The sequence below is a fragment of the Seongchinamella unica genome (genome assembly GCF_004354085.1).
GTDB lineage: Bacteria > Pseudomonadota > Gammaproteobacteria > Pseudomonadales > Halieaceae > Halioglobus > Halioglobus unicus.
Genome location: NZ_SMSE01000001.1, coordinates 255362 through 282289, shown reverse-complemented (window position 1 = coordinate 282289; position 26928 = coordinate 255362). Strand labels below are relative to the sequence as shown.

The window sequence follows — 26928 nt, the reverse complement described above, 5'->3', positions numbered from 1 at the left end:
CATGGCATACAGCGATAAAGTACTGGATCACTACGAGAATCCCCGCAACGTCGGCAAGCTGGACGCCGGCGACGACAGCGTTGGCACCGGCATGGTCGGCGCGCCCGCCTGCGGTGACGTGATGCGCCTGCAGATCAAGGTCAATGACGAGGGCGTTATTGAAGACGCCAAGTTCAAGACCTACGGCTGCGGCAGCGCCATCGCTTCCAGCTCCCTGCTCACTGAGTGGGTCAAGGGCAAGAAGCTGGATGAAGCGGAGCAGATCAAGAACACCGAGATCGCCGAGGAACTGGCCTTGCCGCCGGTAAAAATCCACTGCAGTGTACTGGCCGAAGACGCCATCAAGGCCGCGGTCAAGGATATTCGCCAAAAGCGGGGACAGGCTTGATGGGTAGTATTACCATCACCGAGTCGGCCGCGAAGCACGTGGCAGCCCAATTGGCGGGGCGCGGCAAGGGCCTGGGCATACGCCTGGGCGTAACCACCTCCGGCTGCTCCGGTATGGCCTATGTGCTTGAATTCGTCGATGAGCCGGCGCCAGAGGACGAGGTGTTCGAGAACCACGGGGTCAAAGTGTTTATCGACCCCAAGAGCCTGGTTTACCTCGATGGTACCGAGCTGGACTTCGTCCGCGAAGGTCTCAACGAGGGCCTGCAGTTTCGTAATCCCAACGTCTCTGCAGAGTGCGGTTGCGGCGAGAGCTTTACCGTATAATCCCCGGCCCGATACCAAAACGGCCCTGGCGGCATGTCCTCACCTGATTTTTCCCAGAATTACTTCCAGCTGTTCGAGCTGCCGGTGCAGTTTGCCATTGACACCCAGCTGCTGGGCAATCGTTACCGGCAACTGCAGCGGGAACTGCACCCGGATCGTTATGCCAGCGCAGCTGAGCATGAAAAACGCGTGGCGGTGCAGTACTCGGCCTTCGTCAATGAGGCGTATTCCGCTCTGCGCTCGCCACTGAAGCGGGCGCTTTACCTGCTGGAACTCAAGGGCATGAGCCAGCAGGAGATATCGGGGCAGCAGGTTGATGGCGGTTTCCTCATCGAGCAGATGGAGCTGCGCGAAAAGCTCGAGTCCATGCACGACCTGGTGGACCCGGACACGGTTCTCGATCATCTGGTAGCCGAGATCAGCAGCGATATCAAAATTCACCAGGCGGAGTTTGAAGCTGCTTACAATCAATCAGATCTGACCGCCGCAGCCAGTGCCTGCGTCAAAATGCAGTATCTGGAGAAGATACTCCAGGAAGCGGAGCAGATCGAATCAGAGTTAATGGATAGCTGACGTGTTGTTGCAAATAGCCGAACCGGGCCAGTCACCCCTTCCACACCAGGTCAAGCTGGCGGTGGGTATAGATCTGGGTACCACCAATTCGCTGGTGGCCAGCGTGCGCGGCGGCCGTGCCGATGTGCTTGTTGATGAGTCCGGCCAGTTCATGCTGCCCTCGGTGGTTAATTATTCCAGCCCCGATGGGCCTGTGGTGGGCTCGGCGGCCCTCGAACTGGCCAGCCAGCACCCCGCCGACACCCTGGTGTCGGTGAAACGTTTTATGGGCCGGGGCAGGAAGGACGCCGGTAAGGACGCTGAGCGATCACATTACCGGCTGGCTGACGGCGAGGAGGGAATGGTCAGTTTCGTCACCAGCCAGGGCGACATCAGCCCGGTACAGGCTTCCGCTGAAATTCTCGCGGTATTGGGCGAGCGGGCAAGGCAAACCCTCGGCGGTGAGATCGAGGGCGCGGTCATCACGGTGCCGGCCTACTTTGACGATGCCCAGCGCCAGGCCACCAAGGACGCCGCCACCCTGGGTGGCCTTCCGGTGCTGCGCTTACTGAACGAACCCACCGCGGCGGCCGTCGCCTATGGCCTGGACTCGCAGGAAGAGGGGGTTATCGCCGTCTATGATCTTGGCGGCGGAACCTTCGATATCTCGATTCTGCGCTTGCACCGGGGCGTATTTGAAGTGCTTGCCACCGGCGGCGATACGGCCCTGGGCGGTGACGACCTCGATGCCGCTATCGTCAACTGGGCACTGGAGCAGGCCGCCGACGTCGAACTGCAAGCTGGCCAGTACCGCGCGCTGCATCGCATGGCGCGCAAGGCCAAGGAGAGCCTGTCCAGCGAACTGGTGGTTGAGCTGCCGCTGGGAGACGTGATTGCCGACGCTGACCCGGTGACGCTGCGCCGTGAAGAATTTGAGGCGTTCATTCAGCCGCTGGTAAAGCGCACCCTGCGCGCCTGTCGTCGCTGTCTGCGCGATGCCGACATCGACGCTGTGGATGATGTAGTCCTGGTCGGTGGTTCCACGCGGGTACCGCTGATTCGCGAAGCGGTGGAGGATTTTTTCAAGCGGCCGCCCCTCATCGATATCGACCCGGACCGGGTGGTGGCCATCGGCGCCGCAATTCAGGCCGACATCCTGGTGGGTAATCGTCCCGAAGGGGATTTGCTGTTGCTGGATGTTATTCCCCTGTCACTGGGCCTGGAAACCATGGGCGGCCTGGTGGAGAAAATCGTGCCCCGCAACACCACCATTCCTGTAACCCGGGCCCAGGAGTTCACCACTTTCAAGGACGGACAGACCGCCCTGGCAGTGCATATCGTTCAGGGCGAGCGGGAACTGGTGGCGGATTCGCGCTCCCTGGCGCGTTTTGAGTTGCGAGGCATTCCGCCGATGGTCGCGGGAGCGGCCCGTATCCGGGTGACTTTCCAGGTGGACGCGGACGGTCTGCTCAATGTCACCGCTCGCGAGGAGACAACCGGCGTCGAGAGCGCTGTCACGGTGAAGCCGTCCTTCGGTCTGAGCGACGAGCAGATTACTGAAATGCTGCAGTCTTCCTTCAGTCACGCGGAAGAGGACAAGACGGCTCGCCAGCTGGCGGAACAGCGGCTGGATGCAGAGCAGTTGCTGCAGGGGCTGGACGCAGCGCTGGCCGCCGACGGCGCCGAACTGCTCAGCGAAGCGGAGTGCCAGGCGCTGCACCAGAAAATGCAGGCCCTGCGGGATGCCGCCAGGGGCGAGGATGGAGCCTTGCTGCGGGCGTTAACCGAGGAGCTGGGTCGGGCCAGCGAGGCATTTGCTGCCCGGCGTATGGACAAGAGCATCAAGCAGGCTTTGGCGGGCGTCAGCCTGGAAGAACTGGATCAGGAGGTAAGAGAATGACCCGCATCGTAGTCCTGCCCAACGAAAATCTCTGCCCCGAGGGTGCCGTCGTCGAGGCAGAACCCGGCGAAAGTGTCTGCCGCGCCCTGCTGCGGAACCACATCGAAATCGAACACGCCTGCGAGATGTCCTGTGCCTGCACCACCTGCCACGTGATTGTTCGCGAGGGCTATGACTCGATGGGAGAGCCCGACGAACTTGAGGATGACTACCTGGACAAGGCCTGGGGCCTGGAACCCGATTCCCGCCTGTCCTGCCAGGCGATTGTTGCCGATGAGGACCTGGTGGTAGAAATTCCGCGCTACACGATCAATATGGTGTCTGAGCGCCATTAAGCCCGCTGGCGCCGATCCCGCGGCGCAGGGGACGCTCAGGCACCCCGGGATCCGGCCCGGCAATGGGGTCGGACCGCCGGGTCGCCGGAGCGTCGTGAAAGCGGGAATCCAGCGTCACTGACGGGACCAAGCAATGGGAGGCCAATATGCACTGGACCGACATCAACGACATCGCCATAGAACTTTCCGAGGCCCACCCTAACGTGGACCCACTCTCGCTCAATTTCGTTGACCTGCGCAACTGGGTGTTGGCCCTGCCGGGCTTCGACGATGACCCGGAGCACTGCGGGGAGAAGATTCTCGAGGCCATACAGGCGGCCTGGATTGAGGAACTGGACTGATTTCCCCCGCCTGAATCGTCCTTCTGGCAGGGGCTGAGTCCGCTCGCCCGGGTGCTTTTGTCAGTCGCCGCCGATGTGTATTTTCCCGGCTCTGCTAAGTCTTTGATTTAAAGGGATATTAATATCCGTCCCGGGCCAAGATCAGGGTGAAACTGACACCCAAAGTCCGTATAATTGCGCGGCTTTAATCCCACCTGCCCGGGCGGGGCCCAAAAGGCTGTCCGCGCGGCAGGGGTTTATCCTCAAAATCCCACTGGAGAACTTCCCATGGCTGTAGAACGCACTCTGTCCATCATCAAGCCTGACGCGGTCGGCAAGAACATCATCGGCAAAATCTATTCGCGGTTTGAGAGCAACGGCCTGCAAATCGTTGCCGCCAAAATGCTGCGCCTGTCCGACGTGGTCGCCGGCGGCTTTTACGCCGAGCACCGTGAGCGTCCTTTCTTCAAGGACCTGGTCGAGTTCATGACTTCCGGACCGGTGGTTGTGCAGGTGTTGGAGGGTGAAGACGCCATCGCCAAAAACCGTGAACTGATGGGCGCCACCAACCCCCAGGAAGCCGCTGAAGGTACCATCCGCGCCGATTTCGCTTCCAGCATCGACGCCAATGCCGTTCACGGTTCTGACTCCCCCGAATCTGCGGCCCGCGAAATCGCTTATTTCTTCGCAGCCAGCGAGATCTGCGAGCGCTAGGCCGCCCCCGTGACCTCCGTCATCGCCACTTCTGTCGAGCCCGACCAGCAGTCACCGCAAAAGGCGAACCTGCTGGGCCTGCCCCTGGCCGCCATGGAACAGTACTTCCTCGAACTGGGGGAGAAGAAGTTCCGTGCCAGGCAGGTTCTGAAGTGGATACATCACCACGGGGTCACGGACTTTGATGAGATGACGAATCTCGGCAAAGCCCTGAGGGAGAAGCTCAAGGACTGCGCCGAAATTCGTCCACCGCAAATCGTCAGCCAGCACGACTCCAGTGACGGAACCCGCAAGTGGGCTATCCGGGTTGAAGGCGGTGGCCTGGTCGAAGCGGTGCTTATTCCCGATGGCAACCGGGCAACACTTTGCGTGTCTTCCCAGGTGGGCTGTAGCCTGGATTGCAGCTTTTGCTCCACTGGCAAGCAGGGGTTCCAGCGCGACCTCACTGCCGCTGAAATTATTGGCCAGGTGTGGCTGGCGATAGATTCCTACGATGCCTTTCAGTCTGGCAAGGGTCGGGTAGTGACCAACGTGGTGATGATGGGCATGGGTGAGCCCCTGCTCAACTTCGACAACGTGGTGGCGGCCATGGACCTGATGATGGAGGACAACGCCTACGGTATTTCCAAGCGCCGGGTGACCCTGAGTACCTCCGGCGTGGTGCCCGCCCTGGACAGGCTGGCCAGGGTCAGCGAGGCTTCGCTGGCGGTTTCCCTGCACGCCCCCAACGACGCCTTGCGCAACGAGCTGGTGCCCATCAACCGCAAGTACCCCATCTCGGTATTGCTGGAGAGCGCCCGCAACTACATTGACGCACAGGCAGACAGGAAGCGGGTGGTCACCATTGAGTACACGCTGATTGCCGGCATCAACGACCAGCGCGAGCACGCCGAGGAACTGGCATTATTGCTCAGGGATTTTCCCTGCAAGATCAATCTCATTCCATTCAATACTTTCGACCAGTCCGACTATCGCCGCCCCAGCGGTAACGCTGTGTCCCGGTTCTGGCAAGTACTGGTGGATGCAGGATATATTGTCACTGTGCGCACCACCCGCGGTGACGATATCGACGCTGCCTGCGGCCAGTTGGTCGGCCAGGTGGTAGACCGCACCCGTCGTAGTGAGCGCTATCGCGAGGCGGCGCAACAACAGAACAACGATGTGCAACCGGGGCAGAGGTAGGAACAGGCATGGGGAAAGGATTTCGAATTTTGGCGACGCTGGCGGTAACACTGCTGGCCAGCGCCTGCGTCACCACCACTGACAGTGTTTTCACCGAAAAGGCCGATCCGGAGAAAGCGCTGGAGCGGCGGGTGGAGCTGGCTCGAAAATACATCGGTGAAGGTAACTGGGAAAATGCCAAGCGCAACCTCAAGCTTGCCTACGATCTGGATCCGGACAACGCAGAGGTTCACGAGGCCTTTGCGCTGGTATACCAGAGTACCGGGGAGTTCGAGCTGGCCGAGCAGAGCTATCGGACTGCGATCAGGCTGGACAAGAACTTTTCCAGGGCGCGCAACAATTACGCCACGTTTCTGTATTCCCAGCAGCGCTACGACGAGGCGGCAGCGCAGTTGGAATACGTGGTGAAAGATTCCCTGTACAAGGCCCGCCCCAGAGCCTTTGTAAACCTGGGGCTGTGTCGCCTGCAGTTGTTCGATACCCTGGGTGCCGAGGAGGCGTTTCGCCGTGCGCTGACCATGGACCGTACCAACTCGATTGCACTGCTGGAGTTGGCCCAACTGCGGTTTGAGGCCGACGACTTCCGAACAGCGCAGTCCTATTACGATACCTATCGCACCGTGGTCCGCCAGCAATCTGCGCGCGGTTTGTGGCTGGGCATCCGCCTGGCCCGCGAAAACGACGATCGCGATGCCGAGGGCAGTTATGCCCTGGCCCTGGCCAATCTATACCCGAATTCAGTCGAATACGACGCCTATAAACGGACCAAGTGACGTGACCAGCGATGTCGTTTTACAGCTCGACGCATTTGTCACTCCGGGTACGCGCCTGCGCAAGGCCCGACTGGAGTCGGGCCTGTCGGAACGGGAAGTGGAAGACCAGCTCAACCTGATGCCCGGCTATGTGGGCATTCTGGAGCGGGATGATTACCAGTCGCTGCGCAGTCCCGCCTTTGCCAGGGGCTATGTGCGAGCCTACGGCCAGCTGATGAAGCTGGACGAGAACGAACTGCTGGCTGCATTTGATGAACAGCGGCAGAACTGGGAGCAGGAAAAGAAGCGGGTGGAGACCCGCTCGCTTCAGCTTCAGAGCACCGGCGTGAGTGTCGTCGTAGGGCTGGCGACACTGTTGTTATTGTTTTTTATGCTCTGGTGGTGGCTCGGTCGGGACCAGGCTGGCGCCGAGACCGTGTCATTCGTACCCAGTGAATTTGTGGTCGCCGGTGCCGAAATACCGGCAGGTGAGCAATGAATACCGAGTCCCCGATCAAGCGCCGCAAGTCACGGCAGATCTTCGTTGGTGATGTCGCAGTGGGCGGTGATGCACCGATCAGTGTGCAGAGTATGACCAATACCGAGACCTGCGACGTGGCGGCCACTGTCGCCCAGGTACAGTCCATTGCTGATGCCGGGGCTGATATCGTCCGGGTGTCGGTGCCCAGCATGGATGCAGCAGAAGCGTTCAGGCACATTCGGGCGCAGGTGTCGGTTCCGTTGGTGGCAGATATACATTTCGACCACAAAATTGCCCTCAAGGTCGCGGAGTATGGTGTTGACTGCCTGCGCATCAACCCCGGTAATATCGGCCGCGATGACAAGGTGCGGGAAGTCATCAGCAGCGCCCGTGACAAGGGGATCCCGATCCGCATCGGTGTCAATGCCGGCTCACTGGGCAAGGACCTCCAGCGCAAGTACGGTGAGCCCACTCCGGCGGCGCTGGTCGAGTCCGCGATGCGCCATGTGGATATTCTCGACAAGCACGACTATCCCGACTTCAAGGTCAGCGTGAAAGCCTCTGAAGTATTTATGGCGGTAGAGGCCTACCGGCTGCTGGCGAAAGAGATCGATCAGCCATTGCACCTGGGTATTACCGAGGCCGGCGGCCTGCGCGGCGGCACGGTTAAATCGGCGGTGGGTCTGGGCATGCTGTTGATGGAAGGCATTGGTGACACTATCCGTATATCCCTGGCGGCAGATCCGGTCGAGGAAGTGAAAGTCGGTTTCGATATTCTCAAAAGCCTGAAGCTGCGCAGCAACGGCATTAACTTTATTGCCTGCCCCAGCTGCTCGCGACAGAATTTTGACGTGGTGGGTACCATGAACATCCTCGAGCAGCGCCTGGAAGACGTGCGTACCGCGATGGACGTGGCTGTGATTGGCTGCATCGTCAATGGTCCCGGGGAAGCGCGGGAGGCCGATGTGGGCCTGACCGGCGCCACACCCAACAACCTGATTTACGTGGACGGCGAGCCGGACCACAAAATCAGTAATGAAGAATTTATTGATCACCTGGAAACGGTGATTCGCGACAAGGCCGCGCAGCTGGAAAAACAGCGGGCAGAGGACGCAGACAAGCTGATCCTCAAAACCTCGGCCTGAGCGCATCTGGCCGGGCCTGGCCGGGCCGAGCCTGGCTGGGCCGAATCAGACAGACCTAACTGGAGTAGTTGTGAGTAATATCCGAGCCATCCGCGGGATGAATGACATCCTGCCGGATGAAACACCTTCATGGCAGTACGTTGAAGGGGCGATTCGCCAGCTGATGGCAGGCTATGGTTACAGTGAGATCCGCCTGCCCATTGTCGAGCAAACAGAGCTGTTTCGGCGCGGCGTCGGCGAGGCCACTGACATTGTCGAGAAGGAAATGTACACCTTTGCCGACCGCAATGACGACAGCCTGACCCTGCGTCCCGAAGGGACGGCAGGCTGCGTTCGCGCCGCGATTCAGCACGGTATGCTCAACACCCCCCAGCGGCTGTGGTATGCCGGGCCGATGTTTCGTTACGAACGCCCCCAGAAAGGGCGCCAGCGCCAGTTCCACCAGGTGGGCCTGGAAGCTTTCGGCGTGGCCAGCCCCGACATGGATGCGGAAGTGATCCTGTTGACAGCGCGCCTGTGGCGGCTGCTGGGTGTCGCCGACGATGTCCAGTTGCAGCTTAACTCCATTGGCAGCGCCCAGTCGCGAAGTGATTTCCGCGTGGCCCTGGTCAGCTATTTGCGCGATCACTTCGATGCCCTGGATGAGGATAGCCAGCGGCGCCTGGACAGCAATCCGCTGCGAATACTGGACAGCAAAAACCCCGATACCCAGGCATTGCTGGACGAGGCTCCGTCGCTGACGGACTATCTCGATGACCAATCGCGTGACGACTTCAACCGACTCTGCGCCCTGCTGGATGCGGCCGGGGTGGAGTACAGCCTCAATCCACGGCTGGTGCGCGGACTGGACTACTACAATAAAACCGTCTTCGAGTGGGTGACCGATCGTCTGGGCGCCCAGGGAACCGTCTGCGGCGGCGGTCGCTATGATGGCCTGGTCGAGCAGTTGGGTGGCAAGCCCGTGCCCGGCGTGGGCTTTGCCATGGGAATAGAGCGCCTGGTGCTGTTGCTGCAGGAGTGCGAAACGCTGCCACAGGCCACTGCGGACGCGGACGTCTACGTGGTCAGTTTCGGTAATGAGGCCCAGAGTGAGGCGGTAGCGGCCAGCGAGCGGTTGCGCGATGCCTTTCCTGCCCTCAGAATCGTGCAGCACAACGGCGGCGGCAGCTTCAAGAGCCAGATGAAGAAAGCGGACAGGAGTGGTGCCCGGCTGGCACTGATCTGGGGTGAGGACGAAGTCGCTGCGGGCACAGTGAGCCTGAAAGCCCTGCGAGAAGACGACAAGGAGCGGGTAGGACAACAGTCTGTGCCGCGCGCCGAACTGGAACAAACCCTGCGGGCGCTGCTGGCAGACTGAAAACTTAGAGGAACAGGAAAACGTGGAACAGTACCGCACAGAAGAAGAGCAGGTCGAGGCACTGAAAAAGTGGTGGGAGGAAAATGGCCGCTCCACCATTGTTGCCGTTATTGTGGCGCTTGGGCTGGGCTTTGGTTGGCAGGGCTGGCAAAAGTACCAGCAGAATGAATCGGAGGGAGCCTCCAGTCGTTATCAGGCCATGTTGCAGAGCCTGGCTGGCGAAGACAACGATGGCGCGGCCGATCTGGCGGAGACTATCAAACAGGAATACAGCCGCAGCACCTACGCCCAGTTTGCCGCCCTGCACCTGGCCCGGCTTGCGGTCAACGAGGGCGATCTCGCGCGCGCGGAAGCTGAGTTGCGCTGGGTGCTGGGCCGTGCCGATAAAGGCAGCGATACCATGCAGCTGGCGCAGCTGCGATTGGCCCGGGTACTGGCCGCAACCGGCGATACCGCCCAGGCGCTGAACATCCTGGCTAGCGCGGACCCCGGCGCTTACGCCTCGGCCTACCAGGTAGCCCGCGGTGATATCCTGCTAATGGAAGCGCGCAACGAAGAAGCACGAGAAGCCTACAGCTCGGCGATGATGCTGGCCTCCCGCGGCCAGGGTCAGCTTAATATGGCCATGCTGAGGCAAAAACTGCAAAGCCTGAGCCAGCAGGCGCCTCGTGAGCTGCCTGCGACGGACGAGCCCGAGGTCGGGGCCGCCAGTGCCGCGACCGCTGCCGAAGAAAACACGGAGAACTGAGATATGCGACGGCTTTTGCTGGTACTACCACTGGTACTGACCCTGGGTGCCTGCAGCACGGTACAGGGTTGGTTCGAGTCTGACGACGAGGATCCCACGGCACCGGTAAAACTGGTGGATATCGAAGAAAAGGTAAAGATCAGGAAGCTGTGGTCCGTGGGCGTTGGTAATGGCCAGGGCAAGGGCCTTTACAAGCTCCAGCCGGTGATGGATGGCAACACCCTGTACGCTGCGTCTGCCGAGGGTGAGGTCAAGGCCATAGATCGGAACAGGGGCAAGACACTGTGGAAAACGGACCTGGATACCGGGCTGTCCGGTGGCGTAGGTCACTACGGTGACGCCCTGTTCCTGGGCAGTTCCGATGGTTTCGTGTTGAAAGTTTCGGCGGACAGCGGTGAATTGCTCTGGTCGACACGGCTGCAGGGAGAAGTGCTGGCGCCACCCCAGGGTAATGGCAACGTGGTCATTGCCCAGACCTATGACGGCAAACTGCAGGGTCTCGATGCCGAGACCGGGGAGAAACTCTGGACTTACGACAGTGACGTGCCGGTGTTGACCATCCGCGGCACCAGCACCCCTATCCTCAATGGCAATACCGCCTATGCCGGTTTTGCCAATGGCAGGGTTGTCGCGTTTGATGCCCAGACCGGTGGTGTCCTGTGGGAGGTGCGCGTGGCCATATCCCAGGGGCGTTCGGAGATCGAGCGCATTGTGGACGTGGATGGTCGCATGGCGCTGATAGGTAACGAGCTCTATGCCGCCAGCTACCAGGGTCGGGTCGTGGCCATCGACGCAACTGCAGGCCGCAAAATATGGCAGAAGGATGTTTCCTCTTTTTCCGGCGTGTCCCAGGGCTTCGGCAACGTCTACGTGACCGATGAGGATGGCACGATCAGTGCCTACCTGCGCAATGGCCAGGGCCTGCGCTGGGAGCAGGATGCGCTGGGCTATCGCGAACTGTCCCGGCCGACACCGGTGAGCAGTTATGTCGCCGTGGTCGACCTGGAAGGCTACCTGCACCTGGTATCGCAGGTTGACGGTGAACTGGTCGGCCGGGCTAAAGCTGGCGGTGGCGGCGCTCGCGCGGACATGATCGCAGACGGCAATCTGCTCTATGTGTTCACCAACAACGGTAACCTGATCGCGTACGAGATCACTGCGAGAAGCTGATGATTCCCGTTATCGCCCTGGTCGGGCGCCCCAATGTCGGCAAGTCGACCCTCTTTAACCAGCTGACACGCAGTCGTGATGCGCTGGTTGCCAACTTCCCGGGACTGACCCGGGACCGCAAGTACGGTGAGGCGAGACTGGACGACCACCCCTATGTGGTGATCGATACCGGTGGTATCAGCGGGGATGAGCATGGCATCGATTCGGAGATGGCTGAGCAATCGCTGATGGCCATAGAAGAGGCGGATGCGGTGCTGTTCCTGGTGGACGCCCGCGAGGGGCTCAACGCCGCTGATGAAGCGCTCGCGCGCCACCTGCGGCAGCGCAACAAGTCCTTCCATCTCGTGGTCAATAAAACCGATGGCATTGATGCCGACGTGGCGGTGGCGGACTTTTACGCCCTGGGTGTGGAATCCATGTTCGCCATCGCCGCCAGCCACGGGCGCGGCGTGCGCAGCATGATTTCCGAGGTGATGGCGAAGTTCCCGAAGCCCCCGGAGGCAGGGGAAGCAGACGAATTCCCCAGCAGCACCCGGGTAGCGGTGGTCGGCCGGCCCAATGTCGGTAAGTCCACCCTGGTCAACCGCCTGCTGGGTGAAGACCGGGTCGTGGTTTACGACCAGCCAGGCACCACGCGCGACAGTATCTATATTGACTTCCAGCGGGACGACAAGGACTACACGCTGATCGATACTGCCGGCGTTCGGCGGCGCAAGAATGTGAAGCAGACCGTGGAGAAGTTCTCCATCGTCAAAACCCTGAAAGCGATTGACGACGCCCACGTGGTGATACTGGTCATGGATGCCCACGAGGGCATCGTCGACCAGGATATGCACCTGCTGGGTCACTGTATCGAAAAGGGCAGGGGGCTGGTGCTTGCTGTCAACAAGTGGGACGGCATCGAACCCGATCAGCGTGACTGGATAAAAAGTGAGTTGGGTCGCAGGCTGGCATTTGCCGACTATGCCGACACGCACTTCATCTCGGCCTTGCACGGCACCGGTGTGGGTCACCTCTACAAGTCAATCGACGCCGCCTATGAGTCCGCAACGCGCAAGCTCTCCACCAACGCGCTGACTCGAATTCTCGAGGGTGCCGTGTTTGACCACCAGCCACCCATGATCAATGGCCGTCGCATCAAGCTGCGCTACGCCCACGCTGGCGGTCAGAACCCGCCCCTGATCGTGATTCACGGCAACCAGACCGGCAAGGTTCCCACCAGTTATGCGCGCTACCTGGAGAAAATTTACCGCCGTGAACTGGACCTGGTGGGTACACCGGTTCGCATCGAATTCCGCACCTCAGAGAACCCTTACTCGGAAAAGCGCAACAAACTCACCCAGCGCCAGGTGCAACGCAAGCGCCGGATGATGGCCCACGTGAAGAAGAACAAGAAAAAGAAGAAATAGCGCAGTTCCGCTAGAATCGACGTATGACTGGTCCAGCACTGCCAGACCTTGATTGCCGCCAGAATGTGGAGCAATTTGTCGATCAATTCTACCAGCGGGTACTTGCCGACGAGCAACTGGCCCCTGTTTTTCTCGATGTGGCGGCCATCGACCTGGACGAGCACCTGCCGCATATCAAGAACTACTGGTGCAAACTACTGCTGGGGCAGCAGGGTTATCGTCGCCATACCATGAATATCCACCGGGCACTTCACGCCCGCCGCCCGCTGACCCAGGCTGACTTCGAACGCTGGCTGTCGTTGTTCAGGGCAACCCTGGATGAGCATTACAGCGGTCCGTACGCCGAAAAAGCCAGGCGGATTGCCACTGCTATAGCGGCGAATATGGAACAAAACCTCCCGGAAGGGACCGTTTAGCGGCCCTAACTTGCTGATTTTTAAATGAAAGGCATATTTCTGCAGATTTGCACTTGCGCCTCCAAAATATAGTGTTATAGTTATGTATAACACCGTATCAATGAGGGTTTGCACAATGTCTGTAAAGCTGAGAAAACAAGTATTTGCCAACAGTGACGAGCGGATGATCGTGCAGGCAGGTCTGTTCCTGATCTGCTTAGCACTCAGCGCCGTGGGCGTTGGCGCCCTGGCGTTCCTGTGCTTCCTGCCGGCCGCGGCTCTGGTGGAGTTGCTGTCCGCCATCTCTCCCCGCGGCAACAGCCGCAGAATGTAGGGGTAGTCGCCATGTTGCGTGGAATGATCTTGGTCGGTCTGGTGGTCATCGCCAGCGTGTTGGTGAGGGTCGACGGCGATCCTGCCAGACCAGCCAGTGCGGCGCTGATCCAGGCCGGGGATTGCCTGGACCAGCGGGTAACGCAGACGCCTGCGATCCAGTCGCCCGGCTCCGGCAGTGGACTGTCGGTGCGAGGCTTGGCCGCCATGCTGGGCATTGGCGTATTGACGATTATGTTTTTCCTGCCGGCCGCGTTATTGTCAGAGCTGTTGATGCGCCGTGGAAAAAATCCGGAACATTCCGAGGTCACCTGGGAGGGACGTTGAAATGATTGGCAGAGCAAGTGTTACCGCCCTTTGTTTGCTGGTGAGTACCGGTCTTCAGGCGGAAACCCTCAGGGTGACTGACCTGGATGTCGACAAGCTGCGGGTGCAGGGCGGTGTGGAGGTGCAGGTCAGTCAGGGCGACCAAACGGAGCTGCTGGTGCGTGGTGATAGCGGGGACCTGGAGAAACGTCCTTTCTATACCCGTGACACCACCCTGGTCCTCGGCCATTCGAGGGAGCACCAGGGGGAAAGTTTTTCGTCGGTGAAATACATGCTCACCGTGCCCGAACTCAGCGAAATTCGACTCAGCGGCAGCGGCGATGTGTTCGTCAGGCCCATGGAAGTGCGTGAAATGCTCATCAGCATTGAGGGCTCAGGCGATGTCCGGGTGTTTGAGTTGAGCGCAGGCGCCGCCCGGATCAGCGTTGCCGGATCAGGCGATATCAAAATTGCAGAGCTCAGGGTGCCACTCCTCGAGCTGATGGTCTCGGGCCTGGGTGATATCAGCATCGGTGACCTGCTGGTGGACGTTGTTGAGGCCACAATCAGCGGCTCCGGCGACATCGGCATCGAGACTGCCGGCGTAAAGGCCTCGGCGATTGAAATCAATATCATTGGCGGCGGCGAAGTAAACCTGGCGCCGCTGGCGGCGGATGTTGCCGAGGTCAATATCATCGGTTCCGGTGACGCCCGGGTAGGTGAGGTCGATTCGCTGGAAGTCAATATCCTCGGCAGCGGTGATGTTTATTATGCCGGTGAGCCGCACCTCGACAGTAATGTGCTGGGCTCGGGCGATCTCAATCGCCAGCGCTAACCGGGAGAGCCGCCAGTGACCGTCGAGTGGAACGACAACCAGCCTATCTACCGCCAGCTCCGCGACCTGGTGGCCCAGCGGATCATGGACGGCAGTTTTCCCGAGGGAGAGGCGGTTCCCTCGGTGCGCCAGGTGGCGGCAGACTACCAGATCAATCACCTTACCGTTGGCAAGGCTTACCAGGAACTGGTTGATACCGGTGTGCTGGAGAAGCGCCGGGGGCTGGGTATGTTCGTCACCGCCGGGGCCTGTAAAGCGCTCACCAGCAACGAGAAAGAACAGTTTATCGACGAGGAAGTACCGGCGTTTCTGGAGCGCGCCCGGGTCCTCGGCCTGGATGTGGACGAAGTGGTGAAATTGTTGCTCGAGACAGGGGGGAATGACTGATGGGCAATATTGTCGAGGCGAGGGGGCTGACGCGAAGTTTTGGCGACCTGAAAGCCGTCGATCATGTGGATTTCGCAGTACCCGCGGGATCCGTACTGGGCTTGATCGGGCCCAACGGCGCCGGCAAGACGACACTGCTGCGGGCCTTGCTCGGCCTCACCGAATACCAGGGTGAACTGGATGTGCTGGGTAACCGGCCGCGGTCGCAGCGTGCGCGGCTAATGGAAGAGGTCTGCTTTATTGCCGACACCGCGGTACTGCCGCGCTGGATGACCGTAAGCCAGTTGCTGGACTACGCCAGCGGCGTGCACCCGCGCTTCGATCGATCGCTGGCGGAAGATTACCTGAAGGATACCGATGTGCGGCTCAAGCGGCGTATCCGGGATCTGTCCAAGGGGATGATGGTCCAGGTACACCTGGCCCTGGTGATGGCCATCGACGCCCGCCTGCTTATCCTCGACGAGCCAACTCTGGGCCTGGATATCCTGTTCCGGAAGCGATTTTTCGAGCAACTGATCTCTGACTATTTCGACCAGGAGCGAACCATCATTATTTCCACCCACCAGGTGGATGAGGTCCAGCATATCCTTACCGACGTGATGTTCCTGAACAGGGGCAAGCTGGTCCTGTCTCGCTCCATGGCCGAAATCGAGGAACAGTTCGTGCAGCTCAATGCGGTTGGGGAGGCAGCCGTCAAGGCGCAGAGCATTCCCCATCTGGGCTCCCACAGTATTCTCGGCGGCAAGGCGCTGATCTATGAAGGTATCGAGCGGGAGTCCCTGGCGCCGCTGGGTGAACTGCGCACGCCATCGGTAGCCGACCTGTTCGTGGCGATGATGGGAGGAGACAAGTCATGACAGCCTCAGCCACCCGCAGGCGTTTTACCCTGTTGCAGAAAGAGCTGCAGGAGTACAAACGCTCCCTGGTATGGACCCCGATCGCCATCGCCGCAGCACTGACCCTGTTGATGCTGGTCAGCGTGTTGGTGGCCAACCGGATTACCGTAATGAGTGATACCTTCCTGGAGGTCATTGCCGAGGAAGAATTCGGTGTGTCCCCGGTTATCGTCATTGATCTCGATGACCCCGGCGATGACGCCGAACCGGGCGCGTCCGGGCAGCGGCTACAGGTGGAAGTGACGCCACCGGAAGACGCACCCGCAGAAGAGGAGTGGAATTTCTCCCGGGAGTGGCGCTTTGAGCCGAGCAAACGCGACAAGCCCGAATATGAACCCACCGAGGTGGGCAGCCTCAATCCTGTGCTGAGCGTGATTCACGGGTTCATGCTGGTGGTCCTGGTGCTGGTCACCGTCAACTACCTGCTGGGTTGCCTGTACACCGACCGCAAGGATCGCAGCATCCTGTTCTGGAAATCCATGCCGGTGTCCGAGTGGGAGGAGGTGTTGACTCGCCTGGCTGTGGCGTTGGTCGTAGCGCCGGCGATCTACATCGGGGTATCCCTGTTGCTGCAGATATCCTTTGTATTGTTGGCGATGCTGCTGGTATGGCGCCTGGATATGGATCCCTATGCAACCATCCTGGAAAATATTCGATTTGGCGATTTGCTGCTGCAACAGGTGGGTGGTTGGGTAATGACCGCGCTCTGGGTGGCCCCGGTCTACGGCTGGCTGATGCTGGCCTCCGCTTTCGCCCGGCGCTCGCCGTTCCTGACGGCCATTGCCCCCGTCATCGGTCTGGCTCTGGCGGAAGCCATTGTACTTGGCTCCGATTATGTCTCATCGGCGGTCGTGGCGCATATTCCCCATTACATTGGCGGACACAGTGTGGTCGGGTTTTACTTTGAGGGACTTTACTGGGAGCAGCTCAACATGCCCAGCCTGCTGCTCGGGCTGGTGTTTGCCGGGATAGCCGTTGTAGGCTCGGTGTATTTGCGGCGCTACCGATTTGATCACTGAGGTCGATGCCAGGTCATTTCAAAAGCGCCCCGGGCCGTTCGGTCCGGGGCTTCTGGTTGCCGCCGCTTTTATCGGGCCGGGCACGGTCACAACCGCAACGGTCGTCGGGGCCGGCTTTGGCTATGCGCTGCTCTGGGCGCTGCTGTTCTCGGTGGTGGCCACTGCGGTTCTGCAGGAAATGTCGGCGCGCCTGGGGCTGGTTACTCGCAAGGGCCTGTCCGAGGCACTGCGGGAAACCCTTGCCGGGCGCTGGTATGGCACCCTGGCGGTGTTCCTGGTGGTCGCGGCAGTGGGGCTGGGCAACGCGGCCTATGAAGCTGGCAATATCACCGGGGCGGCGCTGGGGCTGCAGGGTATCAGCGGCCTCCCGGGGTGGGTGTGGGCACTGGCCGTGGGCCTGTCTGCGGGGGCACTGTTGGCCAGCGGGCGCTACACACTGATCGAGCACGTGCTGGTGGCTCTGGTGCTGCTGATGAGCCTGGTATTCCTGCTGACCTTTCTCATGGTGCGTCCGCCGATGGGTACTCTGATGGCCGGTCTGTTCCAGCCCAGTCTGCCCCCGGGCTCGCTGCTGACGGCAATCGCCCTCATCGGTACCACGGTGGTGCCCTACAATCTGTTCCTGCACTCCAGTACCGTTCAGGAGAAGTGGCCGCAGAACTTGCCCCTGGGGGAATCGCTGAAAGCGGCGCGCCTGGACACGGGCCTGTCCATCGGGCTTGGCGGGCTTATCACCCTGGCGATTATGAGTACCAGCGCAGCGGCATTTTTCGGCTCGGGCGTAGCGGTCTCAGCGGTCAATATCGCCCAGCAGCTGGAACCCCTGCTGGGGCCGGCAGCGCGCTATTTCTTTGCAGCGGGCCTGTTTGCCGCCGGCCTGAGCAGCGCGGTGGCGGCGCCACTGGCCGCCGCCTACGCCGTCTGCGGTGCTTTGGGCTGGGACCGGGGTCTGTCGTCCCCGCGGTTCCGGCTGGTCTGGCTGGGGGTGCTGCTCTGTGGGACTTTCTTTGCCGTGATCGGCACCAAACCGTTGGCTGCCATTCTGTTTGCCCAGGCCGCCAACGGCCTGTTACTGCCAGTGTGTGCACTGTTCCTGCTGTTGGTTATGAACCAGTCCCGGCAGTTGGGCGACTACCGCAACGGCGTCATCACCAATCTGCTCGGCCTGGCCGTGGTGCTGGTCACCATCGGCCTGGGGGGACTGAAACTGATACAGGTGTTTGGCCTCGCCTAGAAGTGTACGCCCTTCATCAGTGCGGCGATGGCGACCTGTTCATTGGACACTTCCACCTTCTCCGGCTGCTTGTCACCGCGGGCGGCGGCGGAGTCGTTGAACATACGGAAAACAATGTTCATCACGATTTCCGACACTCTCGGGGCAAGCGCGTTCTGGACCTGGAGGAAGATACCCATATTGGTGGCGATGCGCTTGGGCTTGTTGATAACCGCATCCACAACCATGTCAGTGGCCTCCTCCGGAGTGAGCACCGGCATTGAATTGTAAACCGTCGTGGCTTCAATCATGGGAGTGCGCACCAGCGGCATGTTGATGGTGGTAAAGCGCACGTTGAGGTCGGAGAATTCCACCGCGGCGGCTCGTGTCCAGGCATCCAGCGCGCTCTTGGACGCCACATAGGCAGAAAAGCGCGGGCTGGGTGTTAATGCGGCGATGGATGACATGTTGATCACGTGACCCTGCTTGCGCGCCGTCATGGACGGCAGCAGTGCCATGGTCAGGCGCACGGCGCCGAAATAGTTGACCTGCATGGTGCGCTCAAAGTCGTGAAAGCGGTCGTAGGACAATTCCAGCGAGCGGCGGATGGAGCGGCCGGCATTGTTGATCAGAATGTCCACGTACCCGTGCGCGGCCAGTACTTCCTCTGCCAGGCGGTCGCAGTCGTCCAGCACTGAAACATCAGCCTGGTAGATTGAAGCCATACCGCCGAGTTTTGCGATCTCGGCCGCTGTCTCCTCCAGCTTTTCCGCGGTTCTTGCCACCAGCAGCACATGGGCCCCGGCCTCTGCCAGACGGATGGCGGAAGTTTTGCCAATGCCGGAGGAGGCGCCGGTGATCAGGACGATTTTACCGCCGACGTTGCCTTCCAGTGAGCGGTCGACGAACAGGTCGGGATCGAGATTACGCTCCCAGTAGTCCCAGATGACCGGAGCGTAGTCGCGCAGTTCTGGGCATTTGATGCCGCTACCCTTCAGCGCCCGTTCTGTATCCCGGTTGTCGTAGCGGGTGGGGTAGTTGGTAAACATGGTGACTGATTCCGGCAGTCCCATATCGGCGAGCACGGTATTGATGATACGTTTGATGGGTGGCAGGCCGGCGATGGTGTCACGGACAAAACGGGGTATGAATGAGAACATCCGTGTGTCCAGGCGCATGCTGAAACGCGGCGCGTGGCCGGCATCGGCGAAGATGTTCAGCATATTGCCCATGCTGTGGTGTTCGCTGTCGGTGAGGTGAAAGCAGCGGCCATCCAGGTCATCCAGGTGGGCGATGTGATCCATGGCATCGACCACATAGTCAACCGGCACCACGTTGAATTTTCCTCCCTCGATCCCAATCAGCGGGAACCATGGGGGCAGGACGTTGCGCAGCTTCTGCAGGCTCTTGAAGAAATAGTAAGCCCCGTCGATCTTGTCGATCTCGCCGGTTTTGGAATGGCCAACAACCATGGCCGGGCGATAGACCCGCCAGGGTACCTGGCACTCCTTGCGCACGACACCCTCGGAATCGTGCTTGGTCGAGAAGTAGGGATGGTCCAGGTTCTCCGCTTCCTCGAACATGTCTTCACGGAAAGTGCCATTGTACATACCGCCGGCGGCGATTGAGCTGACATGGTGGAAACAACCCGCCTCAAGCGCTCCGGCCAGCTCCACGGCGTTGCGGGTGCCCTCTATATTGGTGCGGGTCTGTTCTTCAGCTGACGCTGACAGGTCGTAAATAGCGGCAAAATGGCAGAAGTGTTTTACCTGGCCCTTGAGGTCGGCAATGGTGGCCTCATCCAGTCCCAGGTGACTTTCGCGCAGATCACCCTCGACCGGAATCAGCCGATCGCCCTGGTCCCCCAGACGCTCCTGTAGTGCGTCAAATTTTTCCCGGGACCCGGCGCGGGTCAGTACATAAATATCGCCTTCGCGTTCCTTGAGTTTGTCGATAAAGAAACGACCCAGAAAACCCGTACCGCCAGTAATGAAATATGCCATTGTGTTGCTCCTGCCTGTGGATGTTCGACAGGATGAAGTCTAGTCTGCTGTGGGAATCTGACAATTGCGTTTTTTTGCAAAGGGCAGGGGCAGGAATTTTCAGCCGCAGTGGCGGGCACGGTAATCCTGGGGAGTGAGGCCGGTCCATTTCTTGAACGCGCGGTGGAAGGTGCTGCTGTCGGAGAAACCCATAAGTTCGGACAGTTCGGCAGTGGTGTGATTACCCGCGGCAAGATAGCCGATGGCGGCGTCCCGGCGACAGTTATCCTTGATCTGCTGGAACGAGGTACCTTCCTCCCGCAGTCTCCGGTGCAGGGTCGGGGTCGTCATGTGAAGCCTGTGGGCGACCTCCTGTAAACTTGGCAGCGGGCGCTGGAAATCGTTGCCGATCAGGTTGCGGATACGGATCGCCAGGCTGTGTTCCTCCGGGCTGATCTTGAATAATTCCGCCGGGTAGGTGGCCAGCATGGTATCCAGGGAGTCCTCGTTCTGGACAATGGGAAAGTCCAGGAAGCGGCGGTGAAACGAGAAAGCGTCCTGGCTGCCGGCAAACTTGACCGGGATGCCGAATATCTCGGAATAATCCTTGCCGCCGCTGTCCGCGTCCACCATTTCCACGTCCTGCAAATCGATAAAGCTACCGATGAACCAACCGCAAACCCGGTGCCACATGGCCATGGACAGAATCTGGCCAGTCATTCCCGGCAGCCAGTGCAGGTGTTCCATCGAGAAGTTTTCGGGGGAGGTGAGTGCCCGGTCGGTATCCCTGGCGAAGATGAATCTACAGTAAACGGTATCGCCGTCCTCGACCAGCTCGAATGACTCGCCGTGGGACTGCAGTCGCTTGAAGTAAATGGAAGCGCGCTGCAATGCCTGGCCCAGGTGCCTGGCGTGCAGCATGGCCTGGAACATCATGCGATAAGCACTGAAATTTCGGGTATCTTCCGGGTCCGCCGTATTTCCCGGCAACGTGTCCTGGAGCTTGTAAACCAGGTGAATGAACAGTTTGCCGTAATCATCGACCGAGATCCGGGCGTCCGGGACCGCCTTGTCTTCCAGCAGTACCAGTGGCAATTTCAGCGACGTCAATTCGTCCCGCAGTTCTCCCGGTGTCAGTGGCGCCAGGCGCAGCAGCGATTGCGCGTAGTGGAGGGGAATGCTGTTGGGCATGGGCTAAACTCCTGAACTGTGGCCATTCTACTGGTCTGCCCCTGATGGGCAAGTGTGCGTGGATGGTGCAAAATTGCGTCAGCCGAATTTGCAAAGTCCGGCTGATGCCCGTGACTGGCCGGTAGGTTAGACTCTCAACCAAATCTTGGAAACGGTAATTCCCATGTCGCAACTGAAACAGGAATTTGATGCCGCCATGGCCCAACTGACGGGCGAGGGTGCACCCTATGAGATCGCCACTGATGAGGCCGGTTTGCGCTATTACAAGAACGCCCCGGAAAATTTGCCGGAAGCGCTGGCGGTAGCCCGCAACCACGGTGACAGGGAGTTCCTTATCTATGAGGGCGAACGGCGCAGCTACAACCAGCTGCTGGATGAAGCCGATGCCCTTGCCGCCGCCCTGCAGGCCAATGGCGTCCGGCCCGGAGACCGGGTGGCGCTGGCGATGCGTAACTACCCGGAATGGATGGCAGCCTTTATTGCCATTACCGCTATTGGTGCGGTGATTGTGCCGGTGAACAGTTGGGGCCAGCCGGCGGATATTGCCTACACTATAGAAGACGCGGGCGCCCGGTGGGTGATATGCGACCAGCAGCGACACGATGGCATCAGCCAGCTGATGGATGATAAGGGCATTCAAACCCTGATAGCGAGGCCTGCCGACCCCGAGGATCCCAGGGGGCTGGAGGCGTTCGTCGCAGGCTACGAGGGAGTAAAGCCGGAGCCGGTCGAGATCCAGGGCGATGACCTGGCCATGATCATGTACACCTCAGGTACCAGCGGCAAACCCAAAGGCGCGGTGTCGACCCACCGCGCGATCTGTCAGGCCATCGTTAACATGGAGTGCGCCGCCATCGCTGCGGCGATGACCAATGGCGAACTCATTACCGCCATGCTGGAACGTGGTTTTGAGCCGACGTCCCTGCTGGCGGTCCCGCTATTTCACGTGAGTGGTTGCCACGCCCAGTTCCTGGCCAACCTGCGCGGGGGCCGCCGTATCGTGATGATGTACAAGTGGGACGTGGAACGCGCACTGGAATATATCGAATCCGAGCGCGTTACCTCGCTGGCGGCAGCCCCTGCGATGGTGCTGGATTTGCTGGAGGCGGAAGCTTTTTCCGCCACTGATACCAGCAGCCTGTTTACCGTGGGAGTCGGTGGCGCCGCGACCCCTCCCCGGGTAGGGAGTCTATTGCGGGAGAAAATGCCGGAAAACTTCAGCGGAACCGGTTACGGCATGACAGAGACCAACGCCCAGGGGGCCTCACTCACCGGCAGGGCGTTCCATGAAAAGTCCGGCACCGCCGGCTTCCCGCATCCCATTGTCGACATCCGGATTTGTGACGAGGAAGGGGATGAGTTGCCCCGGGGTGGGACCGGAGAAATCTGGGTCCGCTGCGTCACCAATATCGTCGAATACTGGAACCGGCCTGAGGCCAACGCCTCTGAATTTCGCGATGGCTGGCTTAAAACCGGCGATATTGGTTACCTGGATGAAGAGGGATTCCTGTTCCTGGCGGATCGCGCCAAGGACATGATTATTCGCGGCGGTGAGAATATCTACCCCATCGAAATCGAGAATGAATTGCTGGAGCACGAGGCGGTGAAGGAAGTCGCCGTAGTCGGCTTGCCGGACGAACGACTGGGCGAGAAAGTGGCGGCGGTCGTTCACCCGCACGAGGGTGCCTCACTGAGCGAGCAGGATTTGATTGAATTTGCCAGATCCCGACTGGCGTCCTACAAGGTGCCCAGCCGGGTTGTTATCTCGGAACAGGCATTGCCACGCAATGCCACCAACAAGCTGCTCAAGCGGGAGATCAAGGCGGCACTGCTGGCAGACCACCCTCAGGCCGACTAGTGTAATTTCTCTGGCAGTTGTGCCAAGCTGGCATTTCCCTGAGAGGAGGTGCCAGTGATGATTCCGAGAACCGTCTACGAACCCGAACATGAGATGTTCCGGGACAGTGTCAGTAAATTCCTGCACACCGAGGTCGTTCCCTTCCATGCCCAATGGGAAAAGGACGGCCAGGTGGATCGGGAGCTTTGGCGTAAGGCCGGCGACCAGGGTTTCCTGGTGCCCACCGCCCCGGAAGAGTACGGCGGGGTTGGCGCCGACTACCGCTATAACGCCATTCTCAATGAAGAGCTGGGCAAATCCGGTGCAACCGGTATTGGCTGGCCGCTGCACAGTGATATCGCCGTGCCCTACCTGATGAATTTCGGTAATGAAGAACAAAAGCAGCGCCTGTTGCCCGGCTGTATTTCCGGCGATATCGTGACCGCCATTGCGATGACGGAACCGGGAGCCGGTTCTGATCTGCAGGGTATCAAGACAACGGCGGTGGCCGATGGCGACGATTTCATCCTCAATGGCTCCAAGACCTTCATCACCAATGGCCAGCATGCCGATGTGGTGGTCGTGGTTGCCAAAACCAATGCCGGTGCCGGTGCCGCGGGTATCAGCCTGCTGCTGGTGGAGGCGGATATGGAAGGCTTTGAGAAGGGCAGTAACCTGGAGAAGCTGGGTATGAAAGCCCAGGACACCTCGGAACTGTTCTTCAATGAGGTGCGTGTGCCCAGGGCCAACCTGCTGGGTGAGGAGGGCAAGGGTTTTATCTACCTGATGCAGGAGCTACCCCAGGAAAGATTGCAGATTGCCCTGGTCGCTGGTGCCAGTATGGAAGCGGCGCTGGAGTACACCACGGAGTACGTCAAGGAACGCAAGGCATTCAACCAGCGTATTGCAGATTTCCAGAACACCCAGTTCAAGCTGGCAGAGATGGATGCCGAGGTGACTGCCTTGCGGGTCTTCCTTGATCGCTGCCTGGAACTGCATATCCAGGGTGGTCTGGACCCGGTCACTGCCTCCAAGGCAAAGCTGTTGGCAACCGAGTTGCAGGGCAAAGTGCTGGACCAGTGTCTGCAGCTTCACGGTGGTTATGGCTTCATGTGGGAGTACCCCATCGCCAGGGCGTACGCGGATGCCCGCGTGCAGCGAATCTACGGTGGAACCAGCGAAGTGATGAAGCTGATTATCGCCAGGGACCGGCTGGGATAGAGGCACAAAAAAGCCGGCGAGCTTTCGCGACGCCGGCTTGGATGCTGCGCGTGAGAAATCAGCGCATGAAGTTGTAGGTAATCTCCGCACCGTAGACCCGGCCCTTGGCCAGTGGCGAGAAGGTGCCGCCGAGGGGGATGGGGCCCAGCGCTGAGGGCAACTGGGTGTCGCCACCATGTTTGACCTCATCGAGCAGGTTGCGGCCGTACAGCGAGAATACCCAGCTGCCACTGTTGGAGTAGAAGTCCAGGCCGGCATCGAGGATGTCCTGCTCCTGAACGAAGCCCAGGTTGTTGTCAGTGAAAGCTGTCTCGTCGCGGTAGGCGTAGTTGATACGCGCCGTGGCGAAGCCCCAGCTGCCCAGTTCGAGGTCGTAGTTAAAGCCCAGGCTGTAGGTCCACTCCGGCGCGCGGGGCAGGTCCAGGTCCTTGTCCTTGCCGTCCACCACGCCATCACCATTGAGGTCAAACCTGACCTTGTCGTAGCTGGCATCCATGTAGCCGACGGAGGCGAGCATTAACAGGTTGTCGCCGAGACGGAAGGTGCCATCTACCTCAAGACCCCAGATGGTCGCATCGGCGGTGTTGTCGATGATCTGTACTACCCCGGAGGTCGCGTCCGCCAGGTTCACCTCACGCTGCATGTCGGCGATGTCACTGTAGAACAGGGCCGCGTTCAGCTTGCCCCAGCCCTGCTGCGACTTGTAGCCGATCTCGTAGTTGTCCACCTGCTCTTCATCGAAGGGGCCGGGCTCGGCGGTGGGGCTGGTGTTGCGCAGGTTGTAACCGCCGGACCGGAAACCACGGCTCCAGTGGGCGTAGAGTTGCGCCTCATCGCTCAGGGCATAGCCCAGGCCCAGTTTGGGGGCAAAGGTGTCCCACTTGTCGTCGTCCTTGAAGTCCAGCAAGCAGTTGCCGCGGTCGACGATGTTACAGCGGGTGTCAGTGCCATAGACCGGGTTCAGGTAGGTCGGCTGGCCGCTGACAATCGTCTCCGGGATCTGCAGCACGTTGGTGTTCAGTGCCAGGGTGGCGATTTCAGCACTCTTCTCCTCGGAGGACCAGCGCGCTCCGGCCGTCAGGGTCAGGCGGTCGGTCAGGTCGTAGTCCACCGCGGCGAAGAAGGCGGTGGTCTCGACATCGTAGAGGCCGCCACCGTCCTGTATCTGGTAGGGGATGGTGCTGCTCAGCGCTCCGCCACTGACCACCGGGGTCAGGGCCCCCAGCAGGTTACGCCGTTCGTGGTACTCGATATCGTTGTCAAACCAGTAAATGCCCGTGGTGACATTGGCGTTGCCGAACTGACCGTTGTAGCGCAGTTCGAAGCTGTTCTGCTCGGCCACCAGGTCCGCCGGGGCGTGGAACAGGGGGATTGGTTGTGCGTCGATATCGGAAACGCTGCGCGATTCGTTGTCCCGCCAGCCGTACAGCGCGGTGATGGTGCCTTCGCCGAAACCGACGTCCAGGTTCAGTTCAGCGGTAAAGAAGTCGGTTTCGATACTCTGTTCGCCAACTTCGTCATAGCTCGCGTCGAAACTGTCACGGTCAGCGTTAAAGGGGGTACCGGGCAAGCCGAGACCATTGGTATGGTTTTGGGACACCGGGCCGTCGCCGTCGATGTCGGTGTTTTCATAGCGCAGCACCAGTTCGGCGCTGTCGGTGGGTTCCCAGACCAGGGTGCCGCGAATCATCTGCTGCTCGACCTCCTGTACATCGCTGCCGTCGAACTGGTTTTCGTGCCAGCCGTCGTCATCGTTCCAGTAGGCGGTCAGGCGCAGGCCCAGGGTGTCGGTGACGGGGCCGCCAATGGCCCCCATCAGGTAGGTGTTTTCGCCGCCATCGCCGCCGGTGTCTATGGCCGCCCTGACGGTGGCATCAAGCGCGTCGCCGGGCTTGCGGGTATTCATCAGGATGGCGCCGCCGGTGACGTTGCGGCCGAACAGGATGCCCTGCGGACCGCGCAGCACCTCGATGCTCTCCAGGTCGAACACGTCAAAAATGATGCCGTTGTTGACGCCCAGGTAGATGCCGTTGACGAACACGCCGACGGTGGGGTCAATGGAGGGGATGGAACTGTTGATGCCGAGGCCGCGAATGGAGAAGTTGGCGGTACCGCGGGTGGTGCCCACGTCATCGAGGGCCACATTGGGCATGCCCACCGCGAGGTTGGTGAGGTCGCGGACTTTCAGTGCCTCGATCTGGTTGGAGTTATAGGCGCTGATGGACATCGGTACATCCTGGGAGCCTTCTTCCCGCTTGCGGGCGGTGACGATCACTTCCTCGAGCAGCGCAGAGCTGCCGCGGGCGCCGCTTTCCTGGGCCGCAACCTGGGTTGCCGGCAGGGCTAAACCCATGACGGTTATCACCGAGGCGGTCAGGGTAAGCAGGCGAAAGGGGTTTTGGGGCGGAAAGTTGCCGTTATTCATAGTCTGTTCCCATGCTTAGTAATTACTATTTTTATATTCAATACTACTTCATGCGAAACCGGTGGATGCTGCGGGGCAGCAGTCAACCAGTCAACGCCAATAGAGTGCA

28 protein-coding genes are annotated in these 26928 nt (G+C 60.1%); 25 read left to right on the top strand and 3 right to left on the bottom strand.

Going from position 1 to position 26928, the window contains the following annotated elements:
• Position 1: 1 nt before the first annotated feature.
• The 23 genes from iscU to E2F43_RS01180 all read left to right on the top strand — a co-directional run bounded on the left by iscU (position 2) and on the right by E2F43_RS01180 (position 18184).
• Positions 2-388 (top strand): Fe-S cluster assembly scaffold IscU, encoded by a 387-nt coding sequence (gene iscU, locus E2F43_RS01290; protein WP_133209072.1) that lies wholly within the window; start codon positions 2-4, stop codon positions 386-388.
• Positions 388-714 carry an iron-sulfur cluster assembly protein IscA gene (iscA, locus tag E2F43_RS01285; RefSeq protein ID WP_133209071.1) on the top strand — a complete coding sequence of 109 codons (327 nt, stop codon included), beginning with the start codon at positions 388-390 and terminating at the stop codon, positions 712-714. Before iscU ends, iscA begins: the two co-directional genes overlap by 1 nt.
• A 33-nt stretch (positions 715-747) precedes the next feature.
• Positions 748-1287 carry a Fe-S protein assembly co-chaperone HscB gene (gene hscB / locus E2F43_RS01280; RefSeq protein WP_133209070.1) on the top strand — a complete coding sequence of 180 codons (540 nt, stop codon included), beginning with the start codon at positions 748-750 and terminating at the stop codon, positions 1285-1287.
• A gap of 1 nt (position 1288) precedes the next feature.
• Positions 1289-3166 (top strand): Fe-S protein assembly chaperone HscA, encoded by a 1878-nt coding sequence (hscA, locus tag E2F43_RS01275; protein ID WP_133209069.1) that lies wholly within the window; start codon positions 1289-1291, stop codon positions 3164-3166.
• Positions 3163-3501 (top strand): ISC system 2Fe-2S type ferredoxin, encoded by a 339-nt coding sequence (fdx, locus tag E2F43_RS01270; RefSeq protein WP_133209068.1) that lies wholly within the window; start codon positions 3163-3165, stop codon positions 3499-3501. Before hscA ends, fdx begins: the two co-directional genes overlap by 4 nt.
• A 146-nt stretch (positions 3502-3647) precedes the next feature.
• Positions 3648-3842, top strand: coding sequence for a Fe-S cluster assembly protein IscX (gene iscX / locus E2F43_RS01265; protein ID WP_133209067.1), 195 nt, complete (start codon positions 3648-3650; stop codon positions 3840-3842).
• A gap of 267 nt (positions 3843-4109) precedes the next feature.
• Positions 4110-4535 carry a nucleoside-diphosphate kinase gene (gene ndk / locus E2F43_RS01260; RefSeq protein WP_133209066.1) on the top strand — a complete coding sequence of 142 codons (426 nt, stop codon included), beginning with the start codon at positions 4110-4112 and terminating at the stop codon, positions 4533-4535.
• A gap of 9 nt (positions 4536-4544) precedes the next feature.
• A complete protein-coding gene (rlmN, locus tag E2F43_RS01255; RefSeq protein WP_133209065.1) occupies positions 4545-5717 on the top strand; it encodes a dual-specificity RNA methyltransferase RlmN in 1173 nt (390 codons plus the stop codon).
• A gap of 8 nt (positions 5718-5725) precedes the next feature.
• Positions 5726-6490, top strand: a complete 765-nt coding sequence (pilW, locus tag E2F43_RS01250) for a type IV pilus biogenesis/stability protein PilW (RefSeq protein WP_133209064.1) — start codon at positions 5726-5728, stop codon at positions 6488-6490.
• 1 nt (position 6491) lies between these two features.
• A complete protein-coding gene (locus E2F43_RS01245; protein ID WP_165954140.1) occupies positions 6492-6968 on the top strand; it encodes a helix-turn-helix domain-containing protein in 477 nt (158 codons plus the stop codon).
• Positions 6965-8095 carry a flavodoxin-dependent (E)-4-hydroxy-3-methylbut-2-enyl-diphosphate synthase gene (gene ispG / locus E2F43_RS01240; protein WP_133209062.1) on the top strand — a complete coding sequence of 377 codons (1131 nt, stop codon included), beginning with the start codon at positions 6965-6967 and terminating at the stop codon, positions 8093-8095. Before E2F43_RS01245 ends, ispG begins: the two co-directional genes overlap by 4 nt.
• Before the next feature lie 70 nt (positions 8096-8165).
• Positions 8166-9452, top strand: a complete 1287-nt coding sequence (hisS, locus tag E2F43_RS01235) for a histidine--tRNA ligase (protein WP_133209061.1) — start codon at positions 8166-8168, stop codon at positions 9450-9452.
• Positions 9453-9474: 22 nt separating this feature from the next.
• The gene (locus tag E2F43_RS01230) at positions 9475-10200 is read left to right on the top strand and encodes a YfgM family protein (RefSeq protein WP_133209060.1); all 726 of its coding nucleotides are present in this window, start codon (positions 9475-9477) and stop codon (positions 10198-10200) included.
• Between the two features lie 3 nt (positions 10201-10203).
• The gene (bamB, locus tag E2F43_RS01225) at positions 10204-11370 is read left to right on the top strand and encodes an outer membrane protein assembly factor BamB (protein WP_133209059.1); all 1167 of its coding nucleotides are present in this window, start codon (positions 10204-10206) and stop codon (positions 11368-11370) included.
• Positions 11370-12779: a ribosome biogenesis GTPase Der gene (gene der, locus E2F43_RS01220; protein WP_133209058.1), complete on the top strand. Its 1410-nt coding sequence runs from the start codon at positions 11370-11372 to the stop codon at positions 12777-12779. The genes bamB and der overlap by 1 nt, the downstream gene beginning before the upstream one ends.
• A 23-nt stretch (positions 12780-12802) precedes the next feature.
• Positions 12803-13195, top strand: a complete 393-nt coding sequence (locus E2F43_RS01215) for a group III truncated hemoglobin (protein ID WP_133209057.1) — start codon at positions 12803-12805, stop codon at positions 13193-13195.
• Between the two features lie 115 nt (positions 13196-13310).
• The gene (locus E2F43_RS01210) at positions 13311-13508 is read left to right on the top strand and encodes a hypothetical protein (protein WP_133209056.1); all 198 of its coding nucleotides are present in this window, start codon (positions 13311-13313) and stop codon (positions 13506-13508) included.
• An 11-nt stretch (positions 13509-13519) separates the two neighbouring features.
• Positions 13520-13834 (top strand): hypothetical protein, encoded by a 315-nt coding sequence (locus E2F43_RS01205; RefSeq protein WP_133209055.1) that lies wholly within the window; start codon positions 13520-13522, stop codon positions 13832-13834.
• A gap of 1 nt (position 13835) precedes the next feature.
• The gene (locus E2F43_RS01200; protein ID WP_133209054.1) at positions 13836-14648 is read left to right on the top strand and encodes a GIN domain-containing protein; all 813 of its coding nucleotides are present in this window, start codon (positions 13836-13838) and stop codon (positions 14646-14648) included.
• A 15-nt stretch (positions 14649-14663) separates the two neighbouring features.
• Positions 14664-15035 (top strand): GntR family transcriptional regulator, encoded by a 372-nt coding sequence (locus E2F43_RS01195; protein WP_133209053.1) that lies wholly within the window; start codon positions 14664-14666, stop codon positions 15033-15035.
• Positions 15035-15892, top strand: coding sequence for an ABC transporter ATP-binding protein (locus tag E2F43_RS01190; RefSeq protein WP_133209052.1), 858 nt, complete (start codon positions 15035-15037; stop codon positions 15890-15892). Before E2F43_RS01195 ends, E2F43_RS01190 begins: the two co-directional genes overlap by 1 nt.
• Positions 15889-16950, top strand: a complete 1062-nt coding sequence (locus tag E2F43_RS01185) for a hypothetical protein (RefSeq protein ID WP_133209051.1) — start codon at positions 15889-15891, stop codon at positions 16948-16950. Before E2F43_RS01190 ends, E2F43_RS01185 begins: the two co-directional genes overlap by 4 nt.
• A complete protein-coding gene (locus tag E2F43_RS01180; protein ID WP_238946684.1) occupies positions 16940-18184 on the top strand; it encodes an Nramp family divalent metal transporter in 1245 nt (414 codons plus the stop codon). The genes E2F43_RS01185 and E2F43_RS01180 overlap by 11 nt, the downstream gene beginning before the upstream one ends.
• Here E2F43_RS01180 and E2F43_RS01175 read toward each other — a convergent pair.
• Both E2F43_RS01175 and E2F43_RS01170 read right to left on the bottom strand, forming a co-directional pair.
• Positions 18181-20166: an SDR family oxidoreductase gene (locus E2F43_RS01175; protein WP_133209050.1), complete on the bottom strand. Its 1986-nt coding sequence runs from the start codon at positions 20164-20166 to the stop codon at positions 18181-18183. The genes E2F43_RS01180 and E2F43_RS01175 overlap by 4 nt on opposite strands.
• 99 nt (positions 20167-20265) lie before the next feature.
• Complete coding sequence (locus E2F43_RS01170) at positions 20266-21336, bottom strand: helix-turn-helix domain-containing protein (protein WP_133209049.1); 1071 nt, start codon at positions 21334-21336, stop codon at positions 20266-20268.
• A gap of 163 nt (positions 21337-21499) precedes the next feature.
• On the opposite strand from E2F43_RS01170, the gene E2F43_RS01165 reads away from it, so the two are divergent.
• Together E2F43_RS01165 and E2F43_RS01160 are read left to right on the top strand one after the other, a co-directional pair.
• Positions 21500-23194: a class I adenylate-forming enzyme family protein gene (locus E2F43_RS01165; RefSeq protein ID WP_133209048.1), complete on the top strand. Its 1695-nt coding sequence runs from the start codon at positions 21500-21502 to the stop codon at positions 23192-23194.
• A 57-nt stretch (positions 23195-23251) separates the two neighbouring features.
• A complete protein-coding gene (locus E2F43_RS01160) occupies positions 23252-24394 on the top strand; it encodes an acyl-CoA dehydrogenase family protein (RefSeq protein ID WP_133209047.1) in 1143 nt (380 codons plus the stop codon).
• A gap of 58 nt (positions 24395-24452) precedes the next feature.
• On the opposite strand, the gene E2F43_RS01155 is transcribed toward E2F43_RS01160, so the two are convergent.
• Positions 24453-26819 carry a TonB-dependent receptor gene (locus E2F43_RS01155; RefSeq protein ID WP_133209046.1) on the bottom strand — a complete coding sequence of 789 codons (2367 nt, stop codon included), beginning with the start codon at positions 26817-26819 and terminating at the stop codon, positions 24453-24455.
• Positions 26820-26928 lie beyond the last annotated feature (109 nt).

Coding starts and splice junctions, on each gene's coding strand:
- E2F43_RS01200 (WP_133209054.1), top strand. CDS start 13,836: ATGATTGGCAGAGCAAGTGTTACCGCCCTTTGTTTGCTGGTGAGTACC.
- fdx (WP_133209068.1), top strand. CDS start 3,163: ATGACCCGCATCGTAGTCCTGCCCAACGAAAATCTCTGCCCCGAGGGT.
- ispG (WP_133209062.1), top strand. CDS start 6,965: ATGAATACCGAGTCCCCGATCAAGCGCCGCAAGTCACGGCAGATCTTC.
- E2F43_RS01175 (WP_133209050.1), bottom strand. CDS start 20,166: ATGGCATATTTCATTACTGGCGGTACGGGTTTTCTGGGTCGTTTCTTT.
- E2F43_RS01205 (WP_133209055.1), top strand. CDS start 13,520: ATGTTGCGTGGAATGATCTTGGTCGGTCTGGTGGTCATCGCCAGCGTG.
- E2F43_RS01170 (WP_133209049.1), bottom strand. CDS start 21,336: ATGCCCAACAGCATTCCCCTCCACTACGCGCAATCGCTGCTGCGCCTG.
- E2F43_RS01190 (WP_133209052.1), top strand. CDS start 15,035: ATGGGCAATATTGTCGAGGCGAGGGGGCTGACGCGAAGTTTTGGCGAC.
- E2F43_RS01215 (WP_133209057.1), top strand. CDS start 12,803: ATGACTGGTCCAGCACTGCCAGACCTTGATTGCCGCCAGAATGTGGAG.
- ndk (WP_133209066.1), top strand. CDS start 4,110: ATGGCTGTAGAACGCACTCTGTCCATCATCAAGCCTGACGCGGTCGGC.
- E2F43_RS01165 (WP_133209048.1), top strand. CDS start 21,500: ATGTCGCAACTGAAACAGGAATTTGATGCCGCCATGGCCCAACTGACG.
- E2F43_RS01210 (WP_133209056.1), top strand. CDS start 13,311: ATGTCTGTAAAGCTGAGAAAACAAGTATTTGCCAACAGTGACGAGCGG.
- der (WP_133209058.1), top strand. CDS start 11,370: ATGATTCCCGTTATCGCCCTGGTCGGGCGCCCCAATGTCGGCAAGTCG.
- E2F43_RS01185 (WP_133209051.1), top strand. CDS start 15,889: ATGACAGCCTCAGCCACCCGCAGGCGTTTTACCCTGTTGCAGAAAGAG.
- pilW (WP_133209064.1), top strand. CDS start 5,726: ATGGGGAAAGGATTTCGAATTTTGGCGACGCTGGCGGTAACACTGCTG.
- hscB (WP_133209070.1), top strand. CDS start 748: ATGTCCTCACCTGATTTTTCCCAGAATTACTTCCAGCTGTTCGAGCTG.
- E2F43_RS01160 (WP_133209047.1), top strand. CDS start 23,252: ATGATTCCGAGAACCGTCTACGAACCCGAACATGAGATGTTCCGGGAC.
- E2F43_RS01155 (WP_133209046.1), bottom strand. CDS start 26,819: ATGAATAACGGCAACTTTCCGCCCCAAAACCCCTTTCGCCTGCTTACC.
- iscA (WP_133209071.1), top strand. CDS start 388: ATGGGTAGTATTACCATCACCGAGTCGGCCGCGAAGCACGTGGCAGCC.
- bamB (WP_133209059.1), top strand. CDS start 10,204: ATGCGACGGCTTTTGCTGGTACTACCACTGGTACTGACCCTGGGTGCC.
- iscU (WP_133209072.1), top strand. CDS start 2: ATGGCATACAGCGATAAAGTACTGGATCACTACGAGAATCCCCGCAAC.
- iscX (WP_133209067.1), top strand. CDS start 3,648: ATGCACTGGACCGACATCAACGACATCGCCATAGAACTTTCCGAGGCC.